Here is a 25,456-nt window from a genome sequence, read left to right on the forward strand (position 1 = left end):
ATGAATTAAAAATTGAATATTTGCAGCGTTTCCTGCTTGTACAAGATTAGCAATAAATATTTAAAAAATTAATGGCAATTATAACTTTAACTACTGATTTGGGCGACAAGGACATATACCAGGCCGCCCTTAAAGGAAGCATCCTGAAGTTGTTGCCAACCGTTACAATTGTTGATATAACCCATAGCGTTGCCGCCTTTAATGTACAGCAGGCTGCCTTCATTTTAAAAAACAGTTATTACTACTTTCCGGAAGGAACGGTACACTTGATTGGTATTGATACAGTTTTTAACGAACAAACCCGCTACCTGGCCGTGCAGTACAAAAATCATTACTTTATAGGGGCTGATAACGGCATATTCTCTTTGATGTTTAGCGATGCGCCTGACGAAATGGTGGAACTGAACATTATGCAAGATCTTAAATTTTTGCATTTTCCGTTAGCTGATATATTCGTTAAAGCGGCTGTGCACATGGCTAAAGGCGGAAAGTTGACCGAAATTGGTTTACCAGTTAGCAGCGTAGAAAATAAAATGAACCTACAGCCTGTAATTGAAAAAAACCTAATAAAGGGTGTGGTTATCTATATAGATTCCTTCCAGAACGTTATAACCAACATCACCAAAGAGTTTTTTAACCGCATACAGCAGGGCCGGCAGTTTACCCTTTATTTTAAGCGTAACGAAACCATTACCCATTTAAGCTGGCACTATAACGAGGTACCCGAAGGCGAAAAACTTTGCCTGTTTGGTATAAGCGACCACCTGGAAATAGCCATTAACAAAGGCAACGCCAGCGGCTTACTCGGCCTTAATTTAGGCGACAGTGTTTTGATAGACTTTGAGTAAAAAGAAATAGCACCTTTTAAAAATTCGTACTTACAAAATAAGTTGTGTTAAAATTAAGCCGTAATTAATTATCTTTCGGCACTACAGCATCTGGTTTTTAATGTCCCGACCGGATACTGATCTACTTAAAATGAAATTAACTATACACGGCGCGGCCCAACAAGTTACGGGGAGCATGCATTTGCTTGAGCTTGATAATTATAAAATACTGATTGATTGCGGTTTGGACTACGAGAAAGACCGCAGTATTCAAAGCAATGAAGATTTCCCTTTTGATCCGCGTGATATTGATGTTGTTGTGCTTACCCACGCGCACATAGATCACTCCGGCAATATACCTACATTGGTTAGGCTGGGCTTTAATGGCCAAATATTATGCACCCCCCCTACTGCCGACCTTACCGAATTATTGCTGATGGATTCGGTAAACATTTTCATGAACAAGGCGGGTAAGAAAAGCAAGTACGGTAAAAACAAAGGCAAGTTTAACAGCGGCGCACAGCCGCTTTACCTGCAAAAGCACGTAATGGATGCCATGGAGCGCTTTGTTACCATCGGCTTTAATAAACCTTTCCGTATAAGCGGCGATGTAGAAATTACCTTTATTCCGGCGGGGCATTTGCTCGGCGCGGCCTCAGTTGTTTTTAAAGTGAATGATAATGGCGAGGAAAAATCCATCGCCTTTACCGGTGATATAGGTCGTAAAAATTACCCGGTGCTAAATGATCCTGAACCCATCCCTCCTGTTGATTTTTTAGTGACAGAATCAACTTACGGTGGCCGTGTACATACGCATGATAAAAACGTTGAAGACACATTTGTCGAGGTGATAGAGAAAGTCTGTATAAAAGAGCAGGGCCGTTTAATCATCCCCGCATTTAGCATAGGCCGCACACAATCTTTAGTTTTTACACTCAATAAAATTTTTAGCAGCGGCGTACTGCCAAAAGTAAAAGTGTTTGTCGATAGCCCTATGGCTACCATGGCGACAAGTGTTTTCAGAAAACACCATAATTTAGTGAATGATGAAGCTAAAGACTTTTATAACAAACAAGGCGACGAGTTTGAGTTTGATAACCTTACATACGTTGAAACACTGAAAGACAGCAGGCAGGTGTCAAACTACTACGAACCATGTATCATTATCTCGTCAGCAGGGATGCTGGAGGGCGGGCGGATCCAGGATCACCTGTTTTACAATATTCAGAATTACTATTGCACCATTTTGTTCATTGGCTATTGCGCTAAAGGCACGCTGGGTTATCGTCTACTTCGCGGCGACTCTATTGTTCATATAAAAGACCGTGACCTTTCCGTTTATGCCACCATCAAAAAAACAGACGTGTTAAGCGCCCATGGCGATCATAATGATTTGGTGAACACCGTTAAACAACAGGATAAATCCACATTAAAAAATGTTTTCCTGGTGCATGGCGAAACCGGCAGTATGCAAGCCTTAAGTGATGCCTTAACGATTGATGGTTATAAAGTCACCATTCCTGAAAAGGATATTGCTTACCTACTATAAACCAAAATATTTATCTTCAGCATATACAACGCCCGCGAAGCCTCGTATTTTATCAAGTATCCCCATCAGCATCAATGTATAATTGTGGGGCACTACAGGGCTCTCTGTTAAGCCTGCTCTAAGGCATTCATTTACATGGCGCGCCTCGTATTGGTAGCCAAAGCCATCTTCTCTTTCAACAGGTATATCCTGTTTAGTACCGTCGGCATATAACGCTACATTGCAGGCTGCCGTGTAAAAATCCGGCGTAAGTTTTAACCGTGCTTTTGTTCCGCAGATCTCTGCTTCAGTTGCTAATGTGGTTCTGAAAGATGAAAATAAGCTCGCCATTGCACCATTGTTATAAGAGAAGGTGATCGCACATTGCTCGTCCACTCCATGCTCTGTAGCTATTATTTTAACGTCTATCTTATCGGGTACCCCCAAAACATCCAGCGTAGTAAAAATATTATAAATGCCTATATCTAAAATTGATCCGCCCCCTAATGCAGGATCCAACAAACGAGTGGAGTGTTCAGGCGTTACCACATAACCAAAATTGGATAGTACCAGTTTCACATCACCCAATTCTCCGCCTTTAACCATGTCCAGCATTTTTTTATAATGCGGATGGAACTTTGTCCACAAAGCATCCATTAAAAAAAGCTTTTTATGCTGCGCCAACGCAATCATTTCCTCGGTATCGCGGCTGTTTATTGCGAAGGGTTTTTCGCAAAGCACGGCCCTACTGTGGTTTAAGCACATCAGCGTGTTTTGATGATGCAGCGTATGTGGCGTGGCTACATACACAACGTCAACATCATCGCATTGCGCCAATTCTTCATACGAGCCAAAGTAGTGGGGCACATTGTATTCATCGGCAAATTGTTGTGCGGTGGATTCCGTACGTGAGCCTATAGCAGTAAGCACGGCACCTTCAGCCAATTTCAAATCTGATGCAAATCTGCGGGCTATGTATCCGGTACCTAAAATGCCCCAGCGTATAGTTTTCATATGCGTTAATTTAAATCCTGTATTTGGTTAGCATGTTTTTTCTCCGCTATAAACAACATTATCAATAGTACCAATCCAACGGCAAAGAAACCGTCAAGCGCCAGGGTCGAATCCCGCATTTCATGTGTCATGGCTTCTACAAAGCCGAAGCAAAAAAGCCCTACCACAATAGATAGTTTTTCGGTAACATCATAAAAACTAAAAAAGGAAGCGGTGTCGGGTATATTCTGCGGGAGATATTTTGAATAAGTGGACCGTGAAAGCGACTGCACCCCGCCCATCACCAAACCTACAACTACGGCCGCTACATAAAATTGAGTAGCGCTGGTAATCAGGAAGACGCAGAAGCAAACTGCCGTCCAAACGGCAACCAATGCTATCAATGTTCTGGTGTTGCCGTACTTTTCTGATGATTTTGCGGCGATTAGAGCACCAGGAACAGCAACAACCTGTATAACCAGGATGATAATAATTAGTGAGTCCTCTGGCATTTTAAGCTCTTTTGCAGCAAAGTTGGCAGCCGCTAACATGATGGTTTGCACTCCTACCGAATAAAAGAAGAATGCAGACAGATATCGCTTTAGCAAAGGCATCTGTTTAACTTTATTAAAAACCTTGGCCAGCTCTTTAAAGCCACCGGTTAATACGTTGAATTTATGTGTGCCGGTATTGGGTGTACCCATAGGCAGCATTTTGAATGGAATGATAGAAAAGCCCAGCCACCATGCTCCTACTATTAAAAATGAGATACGCGCGGGCATATCATCATCTTTTAAACCAAATGTTTGCGGTGATAAAACCACTATAAAACAAATTATCTGTACTACAATACTGCCTACATAGCCATAGATAAAGCCCTTGGCGCTAACGGAATCCTGTTTATCATGTGTAGCTATTTGTGGCAGATAGGAGTTGTAAAACACAAAACCTCCGCAATAACCTATTGAGGCAAGTCCGAAACAGATCATACCAAACTCATACGGCCCACCGGGCTTTAACCAGAATAAGCCCACGCAGGCCAGCGCACCCAACCACGTGAATAATTGCAGATAACGCTTTTTATTGCCACGGTAATCTGCGATGGAAGTAAGAATAGGCAGCAAGGCAGCTACTATAAGGTAAGACGCAGCCAGCACATAATTTGAAAGTACGGTATTAACATATCGGTGGCCAAAAAACGTAACTACATCCTTATTTTTTGCTGTAGTAGTAATGTACACATAGTAAGCCGGAAAAATTGTTGATGTGATAACCATGTTATAAGATTGGTTGGCCCAATCAAACATGCACCACGCCCATATGGTCTTTAGGTTGTTTTTAGCTTCCATTATAATAATATTCCCTCTTTCAGCTTCTTAATCAAACCAAATTCTGTTTGATGTAGTTAAAGCTTTTTGTGATACTATCAAACGGATCACCGGGTGTGCTATCCTGCTCAACAAAGAAATATTTCATTCCGGATTTTTTTGCTTGTGCAAAGATCTTTTTAAAATCAATAACACCATTCCCAACCTCGGTAAAGTTAGCGCGCGGTGTACTGTCCATATCTTTTACATGCCACAACGGGAAACGGTCCGGGTGTTGGTTAAACAAGGCTATTGGATCCTGTTTAGCTTTACAAACCCAATAAATATCCATTTCCATTTTTACCAGCTTCTTATCAGTGTTGGCTAAAAGGGTTTCATATGGATATTTACCATCTTGCTGGATAAACTCAAAATCATGATTATGGTAGCAAAACTGGATTCCCGCTTTTGCGCAAAGCTCGCCGGCTTTGTTAAAATCTGCTGCCAACTTTTTATAGTGATCAAGGCTGCCGCGTTCGTTCGGGTTGAGATAAGCGCATACCATATATTTAAGACCTACCTTTTTTGCCTCATCCACCGCTTTTTCCCAACCTGTAAGAATGCTGCCCGGGTTGGTTTTTTCCTCACCAAGCGCATAGTGTCCGCTTAACATTTCCAGTCCGTTTTGTTTCAGTAACGCTGAAAACGCCTCTGCATCTAAACCATAAAACTTTTCGCTACCCGAATAGGTAGCTCCTTCAACAGAATTGTAACCTACACCGACAACCCTGGCCAAGGTAGCAGCCGGGTCTTTTTGCATGGCATTGCGAACAGTATATAACTGCAGCCCAATATATTTTTTATCGGCTGCCAACAATTGCGGCGCTGCCAAAACCCCGGCAGAAAGTATTGCCGATGTCTTAACAAAATCTCTTCTTGATATCATGATCTGAAAGTGTTTATATGGAAAAACTAAGGTATTAAGTTTTTTTTATTGCCGACTATTAAAATAATTTGATTTGCTAAAACCCTAACACAACAACATTTATCTTTAGCGAATAATGGAACCTGTAAAACCGGATGTTAAAGTATTAAATGATATAGTTACCACGCAAATGCCATTTGGCAAATACAAGGGAACTTTAATAAGCGATTTGCCCGTTTATTACCTGGAGTGGCTTAAAAACAAAGGCTTGCCTACCGGTAAATTAGGTATGATGCTTTCAACCACGTATGAGATAAAGGTGAATGGTTTAACCCGCATACTTGATTTAATTAAAGCAGCGATGCGCAATAACGTATCACCCCCCGGCGGTACCATACCTAAAATTAAATTTTAATAAACTCATTCTTACGTTTTAATGACCATCTGCATTTAAACCTGCTGCGTATATTTGATATCAAACACAAAAAATCATGAAAAGATCCATTTTATATATTGCGATATTATTGATGTCTTTCGGCTGTGCAAACGCCCAGGATGAAGATCAAACCCTCGTGCGTGTACCTGCGCCTAAAGCCGGTAAAGCTGTTGCCACTTTTGCTTCGGGATGTTTTTGGGCTTCGCAGGAAGCCATGTCTGAATTAAAGGGTGTAGAGCAAGTTATAGCAGGCTATGCCGGCGGTACAGTGCCAAACCCTTCTTACGCAGACGTGTGCACAGAGCAGACCGGACACGCAGAAGCTGTACAGGTTTACTATGACCCGAAAGTAATAAGCTATGAGCAACTGGTTACTGCGTTTTTTTATGCACACGATCCGACAACACTTAACCGCCAGGGACCTGATGAAGGAACCAGCTACCGCTCGGCAATTTTTTACCGTACACCTGCCGAGAAGCAGATAATCCAACAGGTTATAAAAGAAGTAAATGCGTCAAAGCATTACAAAGATCCTATAGTAACACAAGTTGCACCATATACCGCTTTTTATGGCGGCGAAGCATATCACCAGGGTTATTACCGCGGGCATATGGACCGTGGTTATATCCGCACAGTGTCTGTACCTAAGGTAATGAAAATGCGTAAGGCCGTACCCGAATTGCTTAAACCGGAATTTAAAAAGTAAATTTTGACTAATAGGATACTTAGTGCCCTATGTTCAGACGTTTTACAAGTCCTCCTCTTACTTCGGATACGGAGTGAGTAGTGATAAAAGCGTTGGGATCTATTTGCTGTACCCGGGTAACCAGGCGTTGCACATCAAGGCGGGTAATTACCGTAAATAGTATGTCAATATCTTTATCCTCAAATGTCGTTTTACCGAAGCCCCGCTCGCCTTTGTAAACCGTTACGCCCCTGTGCAGGTGGCGCATAATAACATTTTTTATCAGCTCGCTTTTTGGCGATATAATGGTTACTGCGGTAAATTCATCAAAGCCCTGAATGATATAATTAATGGTTTGCGAAGCTGACAGGTAAGTTAAAATAGAATACAAAGCTGATTCGACACCTAAAAAGAAAGCGGCAATACCAAATATCACAATATTGATAACTAAAATTATCTGACCGATAGAGAGGAAAGACTTTGGATTAATATAAACAGCCAATAACTCTGTACCATCAATAACGCAGCCGCCGCGCATGGCCAAACCTATACCCATACCCAAAAAGAAACCGCCGAATACCGCAGTAAGCAGCTTATCGTTAGTTACATCCCTAAACTCTACGAAGTAAATTACTAAAGCCAGCACAATTATTGCCACCAATGTTTTGATGGCGAACACTTTGTCAACACGTTTATAGCCAAGCCATATAAAAGGGATGTTTATTATAAAAAGTAAGATAGAAACGGGCCAACCGGTTATTGAGCTTATCAGCAGCGATATACCTGTAACGCCCCCATCAATAAACTCATTAGGAATTAAAAAACCCTTTAAACCAAAGGCGGCAGACATAATGCCCGCCATTATCATTACTATTCGTCCCGCTTCTCTTCGTTGGCTTATTTTTCTCGTCATAGTAGCTGTTTGTTCTTGAAGTTCCTGTAAAATAGAAAAAAAACGCGAGAGATGATGCGTTGATATTTAAAACAAATGTCTAATTTCTGGGATGATGCTGAATAATAGTGCTTTTTAAATACTCACGGTCAAGGTGGGTATAAATCTCTGTAGTGGTAATACTTTCATGGCCCAGCATCTCCTGTACCGCGCGCAGATCAGCGCCACCCTCAACCAAATGCGTTGCAAACGAATGCCTGAATGTGTGGGGACTTATGCTTTTTTGCAGGCCGATCATAGCAGCCAATTCTTTTATCGTCATAAAAATATAAACTCTGCTAAGTCTTGCGCCTCTACGGTTTAAAAACACAAAGTCGTCTTCGCCTTTTTTTATGGCGGTATGTATCCTTACATCTTCTATCCAGATTTTCAACGCCTTTACAGCCTCGCCGCCAATAGGCACCAAACGCTCTTTGCTGCCTTTACCTGTTACTTTGATAAATTCGATATCAAGATAAAGGTTGGATAGTTTTAGCTCTGTTAATTCAGATACACGCAGACCGCAACCGTATAAAACTTCCATTATGGCCTTGTTACGGGCGCCTTCTGGTTTTGATAGGTCAATGGCCGCTATTAACTTGTTAATTTCTTCGTAACTTAAAGTATCGGGTAGCTTGCGTTGTACTTTAGGAGATTCTAACAATTCGGATGGATCACTTACTATCAGGTCCTCAGTAAGCAGGTATTTGTAAAAAGCTTTAACGCCTGATAAGATCCGCGCTTGCGATGATGGCAATACACCCAATTCATTAATAAAACCAATAAAACGGCGAAGATCAGCCAGTGTTATCTGCTCTGGTTTTAAAGTTGTTGCACCTGTTTGCGAAAACTGAAACAGTTTTTCAATATCACGGCTATAGGCAGCTACAGAGTTAGGCGAAAGCGACCGCTCCAGCTTCATATACACTTTAAATCCCTTTATTGCCGATGGCCAGTCCAATTGATTTTAGTTTTGATTGATTTATATTTAAGTTTGAGCAAATGAATGTACAAATTATAAACGGCCCAAATTTAAACTTGTTAGGCGTTCGCGAAAAATCAATTTACGGTGATGCCAGTTTTGAGACTTATTTAGCAAACCTGCAAGCGCGTTTTCCTGCGATAACCATCAGCTACTACCAAAGCAACGTAGAGGGTGAACTTATAAACAAGCTGCATGAGGTGGGTTTTAGCTATGATGGTATAATTTTAAATGCCGGCGCTTATACACATACATCAGTTGGTATTGCTGATGCGATTGCCGGCATTAATGCCCCTGTTGTGGAAGTGCATATATCAAACGTTTATAAACGCGAAGATTTTAGGCACCACTCCTACCTATCCCCCAATTGTAAAGGTATAATTGTAGGTTTTGGCCTGGACGGCTACCGCCTTGCTATTGAAAGCCTGATAGGATAACTAAAACTTGTCCTTATCCAGACAGCTAAACTGGTGGCATTTTTTAACAAAGAATTCTAATACTACGCTCCCCCTGTACATACCGGTAAGTTTGGTAGGTAGTTTACCGCGATGGTGTTCTTCTTCTGATTTAAAAATATTGCGCACAAAGTATTGATGCGCTTTACTAACGGCCCAGGCATCCTTGCGTTTACCTTCGCTTAAAAAACGCAGTAACGCGGTCAGGTCCAAAAAGAACCGACTGATGATTATGCTGGCCCCCCTGCGAAAAGGCAGATTCTTTTTAAGCAGCAATAAGTTATTGCGAAAGTTAAGATAGGTTTTAAACGGGTTCTCTGTGTTCAGCGTACCTCCGCCTAAATGGTAAACGTAAGAATCTGCGCAATACATTATCTTGTACCCTCGGTTTTTTAGGCGCCAGCACAGGTCGATCTCTTCCATGTGGGCAAAAAAACGCTCGTCAAAACCAGCTGCTTCATCCCAGCATTTCTTTTTAATGAACATGGCAGCACCGGTTGCCCAAAAAACTTCGCGCGAGGCATTATACTGCCCGTTATCTTTTTCTATCTCAAAGAACATACGCCCCTGGCAAAACGGGTAGCCAAAGCTGTCAATAAATCCACCGGCAGCACCCGCGTGTTCAAAATGATCTTTTTTATTAAAATCCAATATTTTGGGTGCGGCAACTGCTATCAGCGGGTCGCTTTCCATCAAGTCAATAACAGGTTCTATCCAGCCGGGGTGTACTTCTACGTCAGAGTTTAGCAAGATATAGTAGTCTGCCTCAACCTGTGCCAATACACGGTTATAACCGCCTGTAAAACCGTAGTTTTCATCGTTTTTAATAATGCGGATAGATGGATACGTCTCTTCAATAAAAGCAAGCGACTCATCCGTAGAGGCATTATCCCCCACCACAATTTCCAGATTGGCGTAAGAAGAAGTAAGCACCGAAGGTAAAAAACTACGCAGGTGATCAACACCATTCCAGTTTAGTATAACTATAGCAACTTTTGGTTTATCGTTCATTTAATTATTGTCTCCCGGCTTAAACTTCCATCTTCTGTGCGACCATAGCCAGTATTGCGGTTCGCGGTTGATCATCATTTCAAGGTATCTAACGTGCGCTTCGGTAATTTCATGTGGCGCGCTGTTTTTTGAATCTTCTACAAGCGGCACAATAGTATAGGTGTAATAGCCTCGTTTAACCCGCTTCATATCATAAAATATAACTACTGAGTCTATCAATTTAGCAATTTTTTCGATACCTAAAAAAACAGCTGTTGGCTGGTTTAAAAATTCTGTAAAATAATTGGCATCAGTTTGTACAGGGGTTTGATCGCCTGCAAAAACGGTGACCGTAAATTCGTTTTTATGAGCAACCATAGTGCGCAGCGTTTGTTTCATAGCTACTGCTACACCGCCAAACCTGGACCGCACCCTGATAAAAAAATCGTCAAATGTTTTGCTGCTAAGCGGTTTATAAATAAAGAACAGCCGAGAATCAACACTAAACTCCAGTCCCGCCCACTCCCAGTTGCAATAATGCCCGGCTACGGCTGTTATGCTTTTATTCTCTTTGGTATACGTCTCAATAATTTCGGGGTTGGTCAATACAACGCGGCGTTGTAAGTTTTCTTTAGAGATGCTAACCATTTTAATGGTTTCAAGTATCAGGTCCGCAAGGTATTTAAAGTACTTCTTTTCAATCTGCTTGAGTTCATCTTCCGTTTTTTCAGGAAATGAATTGCGCAGATTTTCCTGTACAACCTTACGCCGGTAACCTATAATGTAGTATAAAACAGCGTATAAGCAGTCGGATATAAGATACAGTAACCAAAAAGGCAGCAGGGATAAGAGATACAAAAAGAATAGTGATAGCCTCGAAAGCCCTTTATTTATCATTATTTTCGCCGGTTATAGCTGCAAACATAATTGATATGATTGAAAAAGGTGCTTTATTGCCTATGTTTTATCTGCCGCCGGTGGGGTGGTTTTCAAAATTTAAAACTTATCAACCCGATATTTTATTAGAGGCTGAGGAACATTTTCCCAAACAAACCTATCGTAACCGGGCCAATATTTATTCGCCCGATGGTATGCTATCGTTGGTGGTGCCTGTTGTTAAAGGTTCAAAAGTACATACCAAGGTTAAGGATGTAAGGATAAGCTACGACTTTAGATGGCAGCGCCTGCACTGGATGAGCTTGGAGTCTTGTTACCGCAGGTCGGCTTATTTTGAGTTTTACGAGGATGCCCTTGCGCCTTTCTATCAAAAGCAGTTTGATTTCCTGTTTGATTTTAATGAAGAACTATTGAACCTGCTGTTAAAGTCTGTCAAAATATCGGCATCCCCACAAAAAACAGAAAGTTACGAAGCTGTTTATCCGCCTGGCGTTGCAGATCTGCGCCATAGCTTCAGTTCAAAAAAAGAAGCTGATCTGGAACAAAAGCCCTATTTTCAGGTTTTTGAAGAACGCCACGGGTTTATTAAAAACGTGAGCATTGTAGACCTGCTATTTAGCCAGGGGCCGCACGCAATAAACTATCTGTAAATGAAGGGTACCATTAAGAAAATACAGCGCAGAAATCCTTATCGTACCGTTGGGCAAATGCCGGGTACTTTAAATATAGATGCTAAAGCTTTAAAGCCAAAAATTGAGCTATTTTCTTACAATAAAGATGGACTAACATCTGCGCAGGATAAAGATATCGAAGAGATATTTAAAGAGATAAAAAAACAAAAAGGGCTTACTCATTGGATACAGATAAGTGGCATAGGTGATGCCGGATTGCTTGAATGGATAGGAACCAGTTTAAATATCAATCCGCTGGTATTGGAGGACATTACAAATACGCATCAGCGACCTAAATTTGATGAGTACGAAGATTATGTTTTTATGGTGAGCCGGGTTATTTATTTTACAGACGAGGGCGAGCTAATGAATGAGCAGTTCTCGGCCATAATAAAAGATAATCTGCTTATCACTTTCCAGGAAACGCATGTGGAGTGTTTTGAGGCCGTTAAAACACGCCTCGGAGCCGGTAAAGGTTTGATACGCACAGGTGGACCGGGGTACCTGAGTTACGCGCTTACAGATACTATACTTGATATATATTTTGTAGTACTGGCACAGGTGGGCGACTCTTTAGATGCTTTAGAGGATAAACTTTATGCCCATGCTGATAAAAGCATAATGTACGATGCGCAGCAACTTAAACGATCATTAATAACCATACGCCGTGCAGTTTGGCCCGAGCGCGATAAAATAAACGATATTTTAAGGACAGATAATCCGCTCATAAAAAAGGATGTAAAAATGTATCTGCGCGATGCTTACGACCATTGCGTGCAGATAATGGATCTGATAGAAAATGACAAGGATATCACGTCGAGTATTATTGACCTATACCTGTCAATGGTAAGCAACCGCATGAACGAGATAATGAAAGTGCTTACCATTATTTCGGCCATATTTATACCCTTAACCTTTATTGCTGGTGTTTACGGAATGAATTTCGCTAAGGTTGATCCGGTAACGAATAAGGTAATGCCCGATAATATGCCAGAACTTTACTCGCCCAATGGTTACTATTATGCTATTGCTGCTATGCTGGGCATTGCTTTAGTACAAATTATTATCTTCTGGCGCAAAGGGTGGTTTAGCAAACTGTAAAATCACTTGTTACCCCTCAATTACTGAAAGAATATTACCTGCCGGGTCTTTAAACCAGGCTATCTTCGGCTCGCCGTGTGCAATGCCCTTTTCATCCGTATCAATCTCACCAAAATGATATTGCTCAAATGTAATCCCATTGGCTATCAATTCATCAACCGCTTTCTCAATATCATCAACAGGAAAGTTAAGTACTGTAAATGTAGCAGGCTCGTGGTTGGGCTTGGCGTAGATAAAAATATCGTTGTTGCCGTTAGTTTTTATAGCGAGCATATCTATTGGGCTTTCGGTTTGTAAACCCAGTACTTCTTCGTAAAACTTTTTAGCTTTCTGTATATCATCGACAGAAAAGCTGCTGAATGCTTTTGAGTTACTGAACATAATTTTTATGGTTGGTTATAAAAGCAACACGGCCAATAAGTTATTGTTTGTACATTTAGGCATGAAAAGATACCTACCTGCCACTCTCCTGCTGTTTTGTAGTTTTATAAGCGCAGATAATTTTAGCAGTCTGAATACTTTAGTTGGTGGCACCTGGAAAATGAAAACCGCTAACGGATACAGTTGCGAGAAATGGACGAAAGTTAATAAAAATGAATTGTCATCCCTTGCGTTTGATATCATGGGAAAGGATACTACCGTGCTTGAACGAGTGAAATTGATTAACAAAGCAGGCGTTGTATCCTATAATGTTACCGGCGCCAAAAGCGGCGATAAAACATCGTTTAACCTAACTTCAGCAAAAAATAATCAGTTTATATTCGAAGACCCTAAGCACGATTTCCCGCAGCGGGTGATCTATCATTTTGTAAAACCCGATTCGCTGCATGCCTGGGTTGATGGGAAATATAAGGGTAAGTACCAAAAGGTGGATTATTACTATAAGCGGGTTAAATAAAAAGTAGTAACAAATGAGTTTGCGCGAACAAATCTACTATACTTTTTATGGCCTTGGATTTTTGATATCCATATTGGTAATCGACCCGGGCTACACCAACTCTCACACACCCCCTGCATCGTTTGTCATCTCACTGATGGTATGCCTGGCGGGAATCGTTCTATGTGTTATTGATGTTGTTTTGGGCAAGCCAATAAAAGTGCATTTAATTGGCAGCTCAGCAAACTTCGCAATAGTAGCCGCGGTAGTTGGTGTCGCGTATTGGTAAAATTCTGAATTTGATAAACGTTTCTCAATTTTAAACGTATATAATTTTAATGAATGTAAAGGAGATTGAGCGCTTAATAAAGATCAGCAGGGAACGCCCGCTGATGCCCGAAACCTACATCCCCTGGCAGCTGGAGCCGGAGACTGCCGATATTTTTCTTCCCGAAACGCTTACCTCCTTACAGGGACTCGATATCTACCAAAGTCTCACCCCTTTACAAAAAACAGAGCTGGGTCGCCACGAGCTGGTTCAGGTGATAGCATCATACGCCTGGGGCGAGCTGTTGTTTTGCCTTTTTATGACACGCCACATGCTTACGTTACCAACCGATAGTGTGGAACATCAGTTCCTCATTCGAGAAATGATTGAAGAGTTGCGCCACCAGGAAATGTTTGCCCAAGCCATTGCCAAATTAGGCGGCAAGCCCCTGCCGCAAACCAGGCTTCACAAATTTTTTGGACAGTTTAGTAATAAATATTTGCCTGCCGATTACCTTTTTATGGGCAGTGTTTCTGTTGAATTGGTTACTGATGTTTACGGTAATTATGCCCGCCGCTCACCCGATATATATCCGGTGATAAAAAAGATGTTTGACTTGCATAATATTGAAGAAGGCCGGCATATTTTATTTACCAAGAGCCTGTTACAAGGTTATGCGTCAAAAGCGGGATATTTAAAGCGCACATTGTATAGTTATGTAATTCTGTTCAACATTCTGTTTGTGCGCACCATGTACGTTAAGCGCGAGATATATGAGCGCATTGGCTTAGAAAACCCGGATATGGTTTACAAGGCCGCCCGCAAAAACTTTAAGCAAAAATTTGCCGATAAATGCCTGGACGATATTATTGAATTTGTGCAGGAATGGGGTGGGTTTAATAGGCTTACACGTTTTGCATGGCGGTTTATTTTAGGAGCAAAGGTATAGTTGACTAGTTAACTGGTGATTAGTGATTGCTAACTCTGCATTGTCATTTCGATAGAGCAAGTGCTGGACTGAGTGTGGGCGCGAAAGATTCAAAAGAAGCGGCGGGTGGTGCGATTCCCCTCTTGAGAGGGGTGTAGGGGTGTGTTATGTAAGCAGCCCAACACACCCCCGCAACTGCACAGTGTCCCCCGCCCCCTCTCAAGAGGGGAGTTTTAGCTGCATATTATTTCTTTCGAACACTCCTAACACACAAATGCCTTCGAATGACAACGTTTATTAAGCTTGTCTATTAACCATGAACCACAAACTATCCGACCAAAATAACTACCTTCAAAACGCCAATTATTGCGAATGCCGAAATACATTCTTAGCTTATTATTATTATTAGCTGCCGCGATGGCGTTGGCGCATCCTATGCCCGCATCGGTAGTTAAGCTTTCCGTGATGGATGGGTACATTAAAGGCGAAGCAAAAATGCCGCTGCCTGAATTGGAAAGCGCTATAGACCATCCCACTACCAATATTACTACCGATCCATTCTTCAGACTTTATTTTGCGCAACACATTAAGGCATTTACAAATGGCAAGGCATGGCGTACCGTCATTAAAACTATCAAAGTTAACACGGCACAGGATGTAGCTGTTGGTAAATATCAGCAGGTAGAGCTTACATTTGAAATAGCACCTGCAAACGCTGCCGATCTGCGCAAATTCACGTTCGCTTATGATGTTATTATGCACCAGGTAATAACACACGAAGCCTTAGTACTGCTACAGCAGGATTGGTATAACGGCATAAACGAAGAAAGCGCCGCGCGCATAATTGGCACCATAAAGTTAGATGTACCCAGCGGTAAAGTATATCCATTATCCGTCTCGCTTGAAAAAGGCAGCGCCTGGAAAGGTTTTGCAAGCATGTTAAAATTGGGCATGCAGCATATAAAAGAAGGTACAGACCATCTCCTGTTCCTCATCGTACTTTTATTGCCCGCTATGCTTATCGCCAAAAATAAAAAATGGGGCAGTTTTGGCGGTGTTAAATACAGTCTTAAAAACCTGATAAAAATAGTTACTGCCTTCACTATTGGGCATTCCATTACTTTGCTTTTATGCGCTTCAGGTTGGTTGAAAGTTCCCTCCCAGCCTATAGAAATACTTATCGCCTGCTCTATATTAGTATCGGCGGCCCATGCTGTACGCCCGCTGTTTCCCGGCAGGGAGATTTATATCGCAGCGGGTTTCGGCTTAATACATGGCATGGCTTTCGCGTCAGTATTATCCGGCCTCGATCTGACTGTGAGTACGATTGCGCTTAGTATTCTGGGATTCAATTTAGGTATAGAGCTAATGCAGATTTTTATTATTCTGATAATTGCACCCTGGCTGATATTGCTAAGCAGAACCAATTTTTACCAATGGGTAAGAGTGCCTGCCGCTACACTGGCCGGGGTTGCTGCTGTAGGCTGGATTATGGAGCGGGTAAGCGGCAATGCCAACCCGATAACCATTGCTTTAAATAGCCTAACGCCTTACGCGCCGCGACTAATTATTTTGTTAGCTATAGCTGCCTGCCTGTTAAGCATCAAAATAAACCACAACCAACGTGTTGGCAACTTATAAAAAACTATATTTACTCTGTATAAACCAATTAAATACCGTTTTATGGCATTATCAGTTACCGCGCGGCTAACACCTGCAGCAAATAACATACTTTTTTTAAGCGTTGCTTCGTTATTGGCCGCCGGCTTTTTTATGCTGCCGGGTAAGCCTGGAAACAGCTATCAAAGTGCTGCTCCCCTTGCCGCGGTTGCGGCTCCAGATTGCGCCAAAGCCAAAGGCATTGCAAAAGTTGCTTGCCTTGCCGATAACTTTAAAGCGATGCTTAGCGCTGAGCAATTGGCTAAGTTGCAACTGCCCTACTCAAAAGCTGATGCACAGAAATGGAGTAACCTACCGGCAACTTTTCCGACGGCCAAACGCATTGGTATCAAGTTTGGCGATTTAACGCCCGAGCAATTGCAGGCCGCCATGGCACTGTTAAAAGAAGTATCAGGCACTACCGCTAACGAGGGTTATGATGAAATGCAGCAACTACGGAATGCCGATGATTACCTGGCCCTTAAAAAGTCAAGCGATTATGGCTCGGGTCATTTTTACATGGCATTTTTAGGTATGCCATCGGCAAGCGGCACGTTTGAAATTCAATACGGAGGCCATCACACGGCCTTTGCCAATACTTATAAAGATGGTGTTTTAATAGGCGCTACACCGTCTTTCCGCGGGGCAGAACCCTTTGGCAAATTTGAGCAAAATGGCCGCAGTAACGAGCCTATGGTACAGGAGCACGCGGCCTTTGCTGCTATACTTGCTTCGCTTACGCCAGAGCAGCAGCAGGCCGCCCGGTTAACCAATACATTTAGGGATGTGGTACTCGGACCCAATAAAGACGGACAGTTTCCTACTACGCCATTAGGTATAAAATGCAGCACCTTGTCATCAGCACAAAAGAAGCTGGTATTAGCTGCTATTAATACCTATACTGATGATATTGACGAGAAAGATGCAGCCCCATACCTGAAGAAATACACCAAAGAACTGGATAATACCTACCTATCTTTTACCGGCACTACCGATTTTGTAACCCGTAATGACTATGTGCGTTTGGACGGGCCTTCGCTTTGGATAGAATATGTAAGTCAGAATGGTGTTGTTTATGCAGGCATCCACCCCCACTCGGTTTGGCGCGATAAAACGAATGATTACGGAGGGAATTAGTTAGTTCATAGTTGATTGTTCATAGTAAGGCTTTTTGATAGTGTCTTTGCGAGGCACGAAGCAATCGTAAGAAGAAAAGCCGACATGCATTGCCCGCCTTTCCATTACCCTCAGAGCTCCGTACGTTGACTCAAAAAATTGGATATAATTGGAAGATTTTAGCAAAAAAGGTGTTGCAAAAGTGTTGCTAAACTGTTGCTATTGTGTTGCAAAAGTGTTGCACAAAAACAATGATAAATAAGCTATATCCGTCTGAAAATGAGTTAATTAAGTAAATTCAGTCGAACTTACCAACTGAAATTAGCTGCAAAAAAAAAATTCATAACACACTGATTAACAAATAATTGTGTTTTTATTTTTAGGCGAACTCATATTTTTTGCAACAGCTTAATATTTTATATAGATGTGCTTTCTGCTTTTAGTCTCCCAAGCGCCAGCAGCCACGCCAATCCTATCACAAAGAAAAAGCCTAATGCCAATATAGAATTGCGCATGCTGCCTGTCAAATCCTCTATCAAAGCAAAACTAAACATGCCGCCCACAATAGCCAGCTTCTCAGTAACATCATAAAAGCTAAAATAAGAAGCGGTGTCGGTAGCGTCCTGCGGCAGATACTTTGAATAAGTAGACCGCGACAATGACTGTATACCACCCATTACCAAACCAACCACGGCCGCCAACAAATAAAACTGTGTAGCAGTAGTGATGAAGTAAGCTACCACACAAATCAGGATCCAGATCATTACAACGCCGGTTAGCACAGGCACATTACCATATTTTGCGGATAGCTTAGACATTAAGTTGGCGCCTAATATGGCCACTAATTGAATAATAAGAATAATAGTGATCAAACTGGTAGTAGGTAAATGAAGCACCTTGGCCCCAAAGCCGGCGGCGGCCAGCATAATGGTTTGTACACCCATGCTATAAAAAAAGAATGCCGGCAAATAGCGCTTTAGCAATGGCATATGCTTAACCTGCTGCCATACCTTACCTAACTCCATAAAACCACCACGTAAAACGCTCAGCTGTTTGTTAACTAACTTTGCGGTTCCACCAGGCAATACTTTAAACGGAATTTGGGCGAACCCTATCCACCACAAGCCAACTAATAGAAATGAAAGCCGGGCCGGAAAGCTTTTGTCAATTATGCCAAATGTCTCGGGTGATAACACAAATACAAAACATACTATCTGGATGATCATGCTGCCTATGTAGCCATAACTAAAGCCTTTGGCGCTAACGGCATCCTGTTGATCAACGGTAGCTATCTCGGGCAAATACGAGTTGTAAAAAACAAAACCACCACTATATCCTATGGCAGCCAATGCAAAACAAATAATTCCAAATTCTAAATTATCCAGCTTAAAAAAGTAAAGGCAGCAGCATGCTATGGCGCCCATCCATGTAAAAAACTGCATAAACGTTTTCTTGCTTCCTCTGTAATCGGCAATTGAGGTGAGCACGGGAAGCATCAGCACAATTACCAGGTAAGCAGCCGCCAAGGCATAGTTAGATAATGCAGTGTTAACGAAGCTATGACCAAAAAAAGTAACCCTGTCGCCGTTCTCCGCGTTCTCGGTTATCGCAACGTAATAAGCCGGGAACACTGTGGATGTAATTACAAGGTTATAAGCCGAATTGGCCCAATCGAACATGGCCCAGGCGCGGATGGTTTTTTTGTCGTTTTTAGCGGTCATGGTGGTTAACAGGTATACAAATGTAGCGTTTGTACGCCAACAAAAAAGGCTTCCCGGTAATCGGAAAGCCTTCGTCTATATTGAAATAGGCATTACTTGGTAAAATGGCCGATAATAAGGCTCGCCAGCTCTACACCAATACGTTCCTGGGCTTCGTTAGTAGCCGCGCCAATGTGTGGTGTTAACGAGATCTTAGGATGAGTAATGATCTCAGCACGTGGCGTAGGTTCGTTATCAAACACGTCTAAGGCCGCGAAAGACACCTGGCCACTGTTCAATGCATCAACCAAAGCTAATTCATCAATCAGGCCACCGCGTGAGCAATTAACCAGGCCAACACCTTTTTTCAATTGTGCTAATTCTTCAGCACCTAAAAGGGCCTTATCAACAAATGGTGTATGCAGGGTAATAAAATCAGCTGTTTTGATGATCTCGTCTAAGGTAGCGGTTTTAACAGTAACGTTTACTTTAGTGCCACCTGTACCTAAAGTAATCTCTACTTCAGGATTAAAAGGAAAAAGATCGTAAGCGATAACATCCATACCAACGCCGATAGCAATTTTTGCCACCTCTCTGCCGATACGGCCAAAACCAACTATGCCTAAGGTACGGCCACGCAATTCAACTCCTTTAGCATAAGCTTTTTTCAGATCATTGAATTTGGTATTACCTTCAACAGGCATTTTGCGGTTGCTATCCTGTAAAAATCTAACGCCGGTAAACAGGTGACTGAATACCAATTCGGCAACCGATAAAGAAGATGATGCCGGGGTATTGTATACACCAACGCCTTTTTCTTTAGCATACTCAACATCAATATTGTCAACACCTACCCCACCCCGACCGATCAATTTCAAATTAGGACAAGCGTCAATTAAGGCTTTACGCACTTTGGTGGCGCTGCGTACAGTAATGGCATCGTAGTTTTGTAATTTAACAGGAAGTTCGTCTTGCGGGATGTTATTGGTATCCACTTCAAAACCTGCATCCTCTAACATTTTTTTGCCGATGGGATCAATTCCATCGTTAGCTAATATTTTGATCATGTTTGGTTGATTGGGTTGTATTGAGTTAATTAGGTTGATAAATTATAATGGCTAAACCATTCACTTATCAACTTAATCAACCGTTTACTTATTATTTATTCTTCTCTGCAAACTCCTGCATGGCGTCTATCAACACATAAACGCTGTTGATTGAAAGTGCATTATAGATAGATGCACGGAAACCACCCACACTGCGGTGACCTTTAATACCGATAATTCCTTTTTCATCGCAAAGTTTAAGGAATGGCTTTTCCAGTTCAGCATTCTCCATCACAAAGCACACATTCATGTTTGAACGGTCCTCCGTTGCGCATACCGGTTTAAATAATGGGTTACGCTCAATTTCTTCGTAAAGAACTTTAGATTTCGCTTCGTTCTCTTTTTGAATAGCGGCAACACCACCTTTTGATTTGACCCAGTTTAATGTAAGCATGGAAACATAGATGGCAAATACTGGCGGAGTGTTGTACATAGACCCATTATCGATCTGTATTTTGTAATCCAACATCGCAGGTATTTTACGGTCTGCTTTACCCAACAGATCATCTTTAACAATCACCAGTGTAGTTCCGGCAGGGCCCATATTTTTCTGAGCACCGGCGTATATTAAACCAAAATCGGCAACATTTAACTCGCGGCTAAAAATATCGGATGACATATCGCAAACTACAGGTATTGGCGATGCAGGGAATTTATGCAATTGGGTACCGTAAATCGTATTATTTGATGTTAAGTGCAAATAAGCAGCATCTGCAGGTACTTCATAATCCTTAGGAATATAAGTAAAGTTGCTTTCTTTAGAAGTTGCAATAACTTCTACTTCACCAAAATATTTAGCTTCTTTTAAAGCTTTATTTGCCCACACGCCAGACTCTACATAAGCAGCTTTTCCGGTACCAGGCAACAGGTTGTAAGGCACCATTGCAAATTGTGTACTCGCGCCACCTTGTAAAAACAACACAGAATAACCTTCAGGAACGCCTAACAATTCTTTAACTAATTTAACAGCTTCGTCTAATACTGCCTCAAATTCAGGCGAACGGTGAGATATTTCTAAAATAGAAAGACCCATGCCGTTAAAATCGACTACTGCCGCGGCAGCTTGTTTTAAAACTTCGTGTGGTAAAATGCCGGGACCGGCACCAAAATTATGTTTCATATGATTTGAAATTGGTATCTCAACAAAATACAGAATTAACAACTTTGTATTTTGGTGTGGCAAAGGTAATTAATCTGACAAAATATATAGACATTATTTACATTTACTTTAAAGAAAGATACAGATAATAATAATAAAGGCTTTTATTGAAAATTTTTCAATATTACTATTTTGCACACTAACAAGCATTACAAAGATTGTAACTTTTTGGGGTGTTTTAATGTGGATATGATGGCCGAAGGGTTAGCCGACGAGAACACCGCGCTACCTGCAACCAGTACATTGGCGCCTGCCTCAATTAGTTTTTGAGCATTGTTACTATCAACACCCCCATCTATTTCTATAAACAGGTCGGGGTTTACTGATTCACTTAAAGCTTTTAACTGCTTTATCTTTTTGTAGGTATTTTCTATAAAATGTTGGCCGCCGAAACCGGGATTAACAGACATGATAAGCACCATGTCCACATCAGCTATTATATCTTCCAGGGCCGACACAGGCGTATGCGGATTAATGGCCACCCCCGCCCTGCAACCCAGTTCTTTTATTACCTGGATGGTACGATGTAAATGCGGGCACGTCTCATAATGTACAGTAATTCCGGCCGCGCCTGCCTCTTTAAAAGCCTTTAGGTAACGCTCGGGCTCCACAATCATTAGGTGGACATCTAAAGGTTTTTGCGCATGCTTTTTAACGGCCGCAATAACCGGGAAGCCAAAAGATATATTGGGTACAAACTCGCCATCCATCACATCCACATGGATCCAATCAGCTTCGCTGTTATTTATCAGTTCAATATCGCGTTGAAGATTGCCAAAATCGGCAGCAAGTATGGATGGGGATATCAAGTGGTTAGTCATTGCTCATTGGTCATTGGTACCTTGGCAAATATATCAAATACGTACAAATGATTAGGTAAAAATAACTCTAATGACTAGTGACCAATCACTAATGACTAATCAGTCGCAATTTTGAAGTAATTCGTAGTATTTTTTCATTAACACCATATCATAGCTAACTACCGAATTATAGGCTTCATTCACCAACTCGGTTAATATGGAAGCACCAAGCTGACCGCCACCATTAGGAATAGATTCGTAATATGTTATCAACTCTTTAACCCTAATAATTTCATACAATAGCGCCTGTAAAAGGTCCGTGTCAGGTCCGACGGGTTTCCCTGAATTGTTGTTATTGCTAAGAAAGTCCAACGGATCAATTGGAGTAGAAATCATTTCAAATTCGGATCGGGTTCAAAATTGGCCTGAACAATTAACTCTTAACTATAGAAAAGTAAAAAGTTACCCATTTGTTTTACTTTTTTTTTAAAAAATGTGTTTAAACAGTAAAAGCCTTATTTCTAAGGCTTTTACTTAAATATAAAAATCACAAATTGTTAAAAATGTTATTGTTGAGGAGCCGGCTTAGGTAATAATGCTTTGCGAGAAAGCTTAAATTTACCTTGTTTGTCAATATCCAGCAATTTAACACGTACTTCGTCACCTATTTCAAATATGCCATCCATTGTTTCAAAACGTTTATGGTCAATTTCTGATATGTGCAACAAACCGTCTTTACCCGGCATAATTTCAACAAATGCACCAAAAGGCATAATTGATTTTACTTTACCTTCATAGATCTCGCCTATTTCTGGTTTAGATGCGATGGCTTTGATACGGCTAACCGCTTTATCAATCGCTTCCTTGTTATCAGCAAAGATCTGAACTATACCCTGGTTGCCAACTTCTTCAATGTTAATGTTAGCGCCGGTTTCGCGTTGCATTTCTTGTATGATCTTGCCGCCGGGTCCTATTACCGCGCCAATAAACTCTTTGTCTATTTTAAGCGTAATAATACGTGGAGCGTGTGGTTTATAATCCTCGCGCGCAGTGGTAAGGGTTTTAGCCATTTCGCCAAGGATATGCAAACGACCGTCTTTAGCCTGATTTAACGCGTTAGTTAATACTTCGTATGATAAACCGTTGATCTTAAGGTCCATTTGTACGGCAACTATACCATTTTTGGTACCTGTTACTTTAAAGTCCATATCACCTAAGTGATCCTCGTCACCCAAAATATCAGAAAGGATAGCGTATTTAGTACCCATTTCGTTAGTGATCAAACCCATTGCGATACCTGATACCGGATTGGTGATCTTAACACCTGCATCCATCAAAGCCAATGTACCGGCACAAACCGTAGCCATTGATGATGAACCGTTCGATTCTAAAATATCAGAAACAATGCGGATAGTGTATGGATTTTCGTCAGCCTCTGGTAATACTTGTTTTAATGAACGCATAGCCAGGTTACCGTGACCAATTTCGCGGCGACCAGCACCCCTGTTAGGACGAACCTCGCCGGTTGAGAAACCAGGGAAGTTATAATGCAACAAGAATTTTTGATAACCATTGATGAACGCGCCATCAATCATTTGCTCATCATCCTTAGCACCTAAAGTTACTGTGGTTAATGATTGTGTTTCTCCACGTGTAAATACTGCCGAACCGTGAGCAGATGGTAAGTAGCCAACTTCGCTCCATATTGGGCGTATTTGTGTAGTAGTACGGCCGTCTAAACGTTTGCCTTCGTCTAATACAAGGTTACGGATAGCATCATACTCAACATCGTGGTAGTATTTTTTCGCTAAGAATTTGGTAACATCATCAATCTCGCCTAAAGTAGCTATATACTCATCGCGTACAGCTTTAAATTTAGCGCCACGCTCGTCTTTACCAGATGCTTCGCCAGCAATAGCGTAAACCTGATCATAAGTAGCGGCGTAAATAGCTTTTTTAAGCTCTTCGTTGCTGTGCTCGTGGCTATAAGTGCGCTTTTCGGTTTTACCGGTTTCAATGGTCAACTCTTTTTGAGCTAAACATTGCAATTTTATAGCGGTATGGGCAAATTTAATTGCTTCAACCAATTCTTCTTCCTGAATCTCTTTTGATTCGCCTTCCACCATGTTGATGTCGTGCTCAGAACCGGCAACTATAAATTCTAAAGTAGCGTTAGCTAACTGGCTTAAAGTTGGGTTTATAACCAACTTACCATCAATTTTAGCTACACGAACTTCTGATATCGGGCCGTTAAAAGGAATATCAGAAACAGCTAACGCTGCCGATGCTGCTAAACCTGCAAGGCAATCAGGCATTATATCTTTATCAGCAGATATTAAGCTGATCATTACTTGTGTATCAGCATGATAATCATCAGGGAATAACGGGCGTAATGCACGGTCAACCAAACGTGAGATCAAAACCTCATAGTCTGATAAACGTGCCTCGCGGCGTAAAAAGCCACCCGGGATACGGCCTGTAGCCGCATATTTTTCCTGATAATCAACAGAAAGCGGCAGGAAATCAACGCCTTCTTTAGCATCAGGTGATGATACTACTGTAGCCAATAACATGGTATCACCCATTTTAATTACTACTGATCCATCGGCCTGTTTAGCCAGTTTACCGGTTTCGATCTCAATGGTGCGGCCGTCGCCCAGATCAATAACCTTTTTAATTACATTTAAACTCATCTTGTTTTCGTTGTGATACGCTTTTCATCTTTTAGAGCGTACCGGTTTTTATTGTGTGTAAATTATTTCTTCAGAAAGTAAAAAAGCCATCCCCTAAATTTGAGACGGCTTTTTTTGGAAAACATTTAAAGTTTACTTGATGATATCCCTTAGCTGTAAAGCTTTGATGATAGCACGGTATCTTGAAATATCTTTTTTGTATAAGTATGCCAACAATCCGCGGCGTTTACCTACTAATTTTTGCAGTGATAGCTGGGTTGAAAAATCATGTTTGTTCTTTTTCAAGTGACCGGTTAAATGTGCGATGCGGTAGGTGAATAATGCTACCTGACCTTCAGTTGAACCTGTGTCGGTTGCTCCCTTACCATGTTTTGCGAAAATCTCTGCTTTCGCTTCGTTACTTAAATACATTACCTGAATAA

27 protein-coding genes are annotated in these 25,456 nt (G+C 41.5%); 12 read left to right on the forward strand and 15 right to left on the reverse strand.

What is annotated here, in order from left to right; all coding sequences use genetic code 11:
• Nucleotides 1-71: 71 nt before the first annotated feature.
• A complete protein-coding gene (locus ACVW2L_RS08000) occupies nt 72-848 on the forward strand; it encodes an SAM hydrolase/SAM-dependent halogenase family protein (RefSeq protein WP_457127441.1) in 777 nt (258 codons plus the stop codon).
• A 130-nt stretch (nt 849-978) separates the two neighbouring features.
• The gene (locus tag ACVW2L_RS08005; protein ID WP_457127442.1) at nt 979-2,376 is read left to right on the forward strand and encodes an MBL fold metallo-hydrolase; all 1,398 of its coding nucleotides are present in this window, start codon (nt 979-981) and stop codon (nt 2,374-2,376) included.
• On the opposite strand, the gene ACVW2L_RS08010 is transcribed toward ACVW2L_RS08005, so the two are convergent.
• From ACVW2L_RS08010 to ACVW2L_RS08020, 3 genes are read right to left on the reverse strand one after another with little or no spacing between them, the layout of a single operon-like run.
• Entirely contained in the window at nt 2,371-3,369 is a 999-nt protein-coding gene (locus ACVW2L_RS08010; RefSeq protein ID WP_457127443.1) for a Gfo/Idh/MocA family protein, read from the reverse strand. The genes ACVW2L_RS08005 and ACVW2L_RS08010 overlap by 6 nt on opposite strands.
• 5 nt (nt 3,370-3,374) lie before the next feature.
• On the reverse strand, nt 3,375-4,697 hold the full coding sequence (locus ACVW2L_RS08015) for an MFS transporter (protein ID WP_457127444.1): 1,323 nt from the start codon (nt 4,695-4,697) through the stop codon (nt 3,375-3,377).
• A gap of 31 nt (nt 4,698-4,728) precedes the next feature.
• Entirely contained in the window at nt 4,729-5,601 is an 873-nt protein-coding gene (locus ACVW2L_RS08020; protein WP_457127445.1) for a TIM barrel protein, read from the reverse strand.
• 115 nt (nt 5,602-5,716) lie between these two features.
• Between ACVW2L_RS08020 and ACVW2L_RS08025 the strand changes: the two genes are divergently transcribed.
• Together ACVW2L_RS08025 and msrA are read left to right on the forward strand one after the other, a co-directional pair.
• Nucleotides 5,717-5,995, forward strand: coding sequence for a DUF3820 family protein (locus ACVW2L_RS08025; protein WP_457127446.1), 279 nt, complete (start codon nt 5,717-5,719; stop codon nt 5,993-5,995).
• A 76-nt stretch (nt 5,996-6,071) separates the two neighbouring features.
• Nucleotides 6,072-6,722 carry a peptide-methionine (S)-S-oxide reductase MsrA gene (msrA, locus tag ACVW2L_RS08030; RefSeq protein WP_457127447.1) on the forward strand — a complete coding sequence of 217 codons (651 nt, stop codon included), beginning with the start codon at nt 6,072-6,074 and terminating at the stop codon, nt 6,720-6,722.
• A gap of 19 nt (nt 6,723-6,741) precedes the next feature.
• Here msrA and ACVW2L_RS08035 read toward each other — a convergent pair whose 3' ends face one another.
• Nucleotides 6,742-7,614, reverse strand: coding sequence for a YitT family protein (locus ACVW2L_RS08035; protein ID WP_457127448.1), 873 nt, complete (start codon nt 7,612-7,614; stop codon nt 6,742-6,744).
• A 79-nt stretch (nt 7,615-7,693) separates the two neighbouring features.
• Nucleotides 7,694-8,593, reverse strand: coding sequence for a site-specific tyrosine recombinase XerD (gene xerD, locus ACVW2L_RS08040; RefSeq protein WP_457127449.1), 900 nt, complete (start codon nt 8,591-8,593; stop codon nt 7,694-7,696).
• A gap of 41 nt (nt 8,594-8,634) precedes the next feature.
• Between xerD and aroQ the strand changes: the two genes are divergently transcribed.
• Nucleotides 8,635-9,051: a type II 3-dehydroquinate dehydratase gene (aroQ, locus tag ACVW2L_RS08045; protein WP_457127450.1), complete on the forward strand. Its 417-nt coding sequence runs from the start codon at nt 8,635-8,637 to the stop codon at nt 9,049-9,051.
• Here the strand turns inward: aroQ and ACVW2L_RS08050 are convergent, their stop codons facing one another.
• Both ACVW2L_RS08050 and ACVW2L_RS08055 read right to left on the reverse strand, forming a co-directional pair.
• The gene (locus ACVW2L_RS08050) at nt 9,052-10,080 is read right to left on the reverse strand and encodes a glycosyltransferase family 2 protein (protein ID WP_457127451.1); all 1,029 of its coding nucleotides are present in this window, start codon (nt 10,078-10,080) and stop codon (nt 9,052-9,054) included. It lies immediately after the preceding gene.
• Nucleotides 10,081-10,956 (reverse strand): lysophospholipid acyltransferase family protein, encoded by an 876-nt coding sequence (locus ACVW2L_RS08055; RefSeq protein ID WP_457127452.1) that lies wholly within the window; start codon nt 10,954-10,956, stop codon nt 10,081-10,083.
• A gap of 35 nt (nt 10,957-10,991) precedes the next feature.
• Here ACVW2L_RS08055 and ACVW2L_RS08060 point away from each other — a divergent pair, with 35 nt between their 5' ends.
• Nucleotides 10,992-11,606 (forward strand): WbqC family protein, encoded by a 615-nt coding sequence (locus ACVW2L_RS08060; protein WP_457127453.1) that lies wholly within the window; start codon nt 10,992-10,994, stop codon nt 11,604-11,606.
• Nucleotides 11,607-12,728, forward strand: a complete 1,122-nt coding sequence (gene corA, locus ACVW2L_RS08065) for a magnesium/cobalt transporter CorA (protein WP_457127454.1) — start codon at nt 11,607-11,609, stop codon at nt 12,726-12,728.
• Between the two features lie 9 nt (nt 12,729-12,737).
• Here corA and ACVW2L_RS08070 read toward each other — a convergent pair whose 3' ends face one another.
• Nucleotides 12,738-13,109 (reverse strand): VOC family protein, encoded by a 372-nt coding sequence (locus ACVW2L_RS08070; protein WP_457127455.1) that lies wholly within the window; start codon nt 13,107-13,109, stop codon nt 12,738-12,740.
• A gap of 61 nt (nt 13,110-13,170) precedes the next feature.
• Here ACVW2L_RS08070 and ACVW2L_RS08075 point away from each other — a divergent pair, with 61 nt between their 5' ends.
• The 5 genes from ACVW2L_RS08075 to ACVW2L_RS08095 all read left to right on the forward strand — a co-directional run bounded on the left by ACVW2L_RS08075 (nt 13,171) and on the right by ACVW2L_RS08095 (nt 17,597).
• Nucleotides 13,171-13,626, forward strand: a complete 456-nt coding sequence (locus tag ACVW2L_RS08075) for a DUF6265 family protein (protein WP_457127456.1) — start codon at nt 13,171-13,173, stop codon at nt 13,624-13,626.
• 13 nt (nt 13,627-13,639) lie between these two features.
• The gene (locus tag ACVW2L_RS08080) at nt 13,640-13,894 is read left to right on the forward strand and encodes a hypothetical protein (RefSeq protein WP_457127457.1); all 255 of its coding nucleotides are present in this window, start codon (nt 13,640-13,642) and stop codon (nt 13,892-13,894) included.
• A gap of 49 nt (nt 13,895-13,943) precedes the next feature.
• Nucleotides 13,944-14,822, forward strand: coding sequence for a diiron oxygenase (locus ACVW2L_RS08085; RefSeq protein WP_457127458.1), 879 nt, complete (start codon nt 13,944-13,946; stop codon nt 14,820-14,822).
• 351 nt (nt 14,823-15,173) lie between these two features.
• A complete protein-coding gene (locus ACVW2L_RS08090) occupies nt 15,174-16,442 on the forward strand; it encodes a HupE/UreJ family protein (RefSeq protein ID WP_457127459.1) in 1,269 nt (422 codons plus the stop codon).
• 42 nt (nt 16,443-16,484) lie between these two features.
• Nucleotides 16,485-17,597 (forward strand): DUF3500 domain-containing protein, encoded by a 1,113-nt coding sequence (locus ACVW2L_RS08095; protein WP_457127460.1) that lies wholly within the window; start codon nt 16,485-16,487, stop codon nt 17,595-17,597.
• A 395-nt stretch (nt 17,598-17,992) separates the two neighbouring features.
• Here the strand turns inward: ACVW2L_RS08095 and ACVW2L_RS08100 are convergent, their stop codons facing one another.
• From ACVW2L_RS08100 to rpsO, 7 genes are all read right to left on the reverse strand, one after another.
• Nucleotides 17,993-19,297 carry an MFS transporter gene (locus tag ACVW2L_RS08100; RefSeq protein ID WP_457127461.1) on the reverse strand — a complete coding sequence of 435 codons (1,305 nt, stop codon included), beginning with the start codon at nt 19,295-19,297 and terminating at the stop codon, nt 17,993-17,995.
• A gap of 92 nt (nt 19,298-19,389) precedes the next feature.
• Nucleotides 19,390-20,343 (reverse strand): D-2-hydroxyacid dehydrogenase, encoded by a 954-nt coding sequence (locus ACVW2L_RS08105; RefSeq protein WP_457127462.1) that lies wholly within the window; start codon nt 20,341-20,343, stop codon nt 19,390-19,392.
• A gap of 91 nt (nt 20,344-20,434) precedes the next feature.
• On the reverse strand, nt 20,435-21,502 hold the full coding sequence (gene serC / locus ACVW2L_RS08110; protein ID WP_457127463.1) for a 3-phosphoserine/phosphohydroxythreonine transaminase: 1,068 nt from the start codon (nt 21,500-21,502) through the stop codon (nt 20,435-20,437).
• 188 nt (nt 21,503-21,690) lie between these two features.
• A complete protein-coding gene (gene rpe, locus ACVW2L_RS08115) occupies nt 21,691-22,362 on the reverse strand; it encodes a ribulose-phosphate 3-epimerase (RefSeq protein ID WP_457127464.1) in 672 nt (223 codons plus the stop codon).
• A gap of 99 nt (nt 22,363-22,461) precedes the next feature.
• A complete protein-coding gene (locus ACVW2L_RS08120; protein ID WP_457127465.1) occupies nt 22,462-22,737 on the reverse strand; it encodes a hypothetical protein in 276 nt (91 codons plus the stop codon).
• Nucleotides 22,738-22,907: 170 nt separating this feature from the next.
• Nucleotides 22,908-25,034: a polyribonucleotide nucleotidyltransferase gene (gene pnp / locus ACVW2L_RS08125; protein ID WP_457127466.1), complete on the reverse strand. Its 2,127-nt coding sequence runs from the start codon at nt 25,032-25,034 to the stop codon at nt 22,908-22,910.
• Nucleotides 25,035-25,166: 132 nt separating this feature from the next.
• Entirely contained in the window at nt 25,167-25,445 is a 279-nt protein-coding gene (rpsO, locus tag ACVW2L_RS08130) for a 30S ribosomal protein S15 (RefSeq protein ID WP_294790464.1), read from the reverse strand.
• Between the last annotated feature and the right edge of the window lie 11 nt (nt 25,446-25,456).

This window comes from Mucilaginibacter sp. HD30, from assembly GCF_054061755.1.

Coding starts and splice junctions, on each gene's coding strand:
- ACVW2L_RS08000 (WP_457127441.1), top strand. CDS start 72: ATGGCAATTATAACTTTAACTACTGATTTGGGCGACAAGGACATATAC.
- ACVW2L_RS08005 (WP_457127442.1), top strand. CDS start 979: ATGAAATTAACTATACACGGCGCGGCCCAACAAGTTACGGGGAGCATG.
- ACVW2L_RS08010 (WP_457127443.1), bottom strand. CDS start 3,369: ATGAAAACTATACGCTGGGGCATTTTAGGTACCGGATACATAGCCCGC.
- ACVW2L_RS08015 (WP_457127444.1), bottom strand. CDS start 4,697: ATGGAAGCTAAAAACAACCTAAAGACCATATGGGCGTGGTGCATGTTT.
- ACVW2L_RS08020 (WP_457127445.1), bottom strand. CDS start 5,601: ATGATATCAAGAAGAGATTTTGTTAAGACATCGGCAATACTTTCTGCC.
- ACVW2L_RS08025 (WP_457127446.1), top strand. CDS start 5,717: ATGGAACCTGTAAAACCGGATGTTAAAGTATTAAATGATATAGTTACC.
- msrA (WP_457127447.1), top strand. CDS start 6,072: ATGAAAAGATCCATTTTATATATTGCGATATTATTGATGTCTTTCGGC.
- ACVW2L_RS08035 (WP_457127448.1), bottom strand. CDS start 7,614: ATGACGAGAAAAATAAGCCAACGAAGAGAAGCGGGACGAATAGTAATG.
- aroQ (WP_457127450.1), top strand. CDS start 8,635: ATGAATGTACAAATTATAAACGGCCCAAATTTAAACTTGTTAGGCGTT.
- ACVW2L_RS08050 (WP_457127451.1), bottom strand. CDS start 10,080: ATGAACGATAAACCAAAAGTTGCTATAGTTATACTAAACTGGAATGGT.
- ACVW2L_RS08055 (WP_457127452.1), bottom strand. CDS start 10,956: ATGATAAATAAAGGGCTTTCGAGGCTATCACTATTCTTTTTGTATCTC.
- ACVW2L_RS08060 (WP_457127453.1), top strand. CDS start 10,992: ATGATTGAAAAAGGTGCTTTATTGCCTATGTTTTATCTGCCGCCGGTG.
- corA (WP_457127454.1), top strand. CDS start 11,607: ATGAAGGGTACCATTAAGAAAATACAGCGCAGAAATCCTTATCGTACC.
- ACVW2L_RS08070 (WP_457127455.1), bottom strand. CDS start 13,109: ATGTTCAGTAACTCAAAAGCATTCAGCAGCTTTTCTGTCGATGATATA.
- ACVW2L_RS08075 (WP_457127456.1), top strand. CDS start 13,171: ATGAAAAGATACCTACCTGCCACTCTCCTGCTGTTTTGTAGTTTTATA.
- ACVW2L_RS08080 (WP_457127457.1), top strand. CDS start 13,640: ATGAGTTTGCGCGAACAAATCTACTATACTTTTTATGGCCTTGGATTT.
- ACVW2L_RS08085 (WP_457127458.1), top strand. CDS start 13,944: ATGAATGTAAAGGAGATTGAGCGCTTAATAAAGATCAGCAGGGAACGC.
- ACVW2L_RS08090 (WP_457127459.1), top strand. CDS start 15,174: ATGCCGAAATACATTCTTAGCTTATTATTATTATTAGCTGCCGCGATG.
- ACVW2L_RS08095 (WP_457127460.1), top strand. CDS start 16,485: ATGGCATTATCAGTTACCGCGCGGCTAACACCTGCAGCAAATAACATA.
- ACVW2L_RS08100 (WP_457127461.1), bottom strand. CDS start 19,297: ATGACCGCTAAAAACGACAAAAAAACCATCCGCGCCTGGGCCATGTTC.
- ACVW2L_RS08105 (WP_457127462.1), bottom strand. CDS start 20,343: ATGATCAAAATATTAGCTAACGATGGAATTGATCCCATCGGCAAAAAA.
- serC (WP_457127463.1), bottom strand. CDS start 21,502: ATGAAACATAATTTTGGTGCCGGTCCCGGCATTTTACCACACGAAGTT.
- rpe (WP_457127464.1), bottom strand. CDS start 22,362: ATGACTAACCACTTGATATCCCCATCCATACTTGCTGCCGATTTTGGC.
- ACVW2L_RS08120 (WP_457127465.1), bottom strand. CDS start 22,737: ATGATTTCTACTCCAATTGATCCGTTGGACTTTCTTAGCAATAACAAC.
- pnp (WP_457127466.1), bottom strand. CDS start 25,034: ATGAGTTTAAATGTAATTAAAAAGGTTATTGATCTGGGCGACGGCCGC.
- rpsO (WP_294790464.1), bottom strand. CDS start 25,445: ATGTATTTAAGTAACGAAGCGAAAGCAGAGATTTTCGCAAAACATGGT.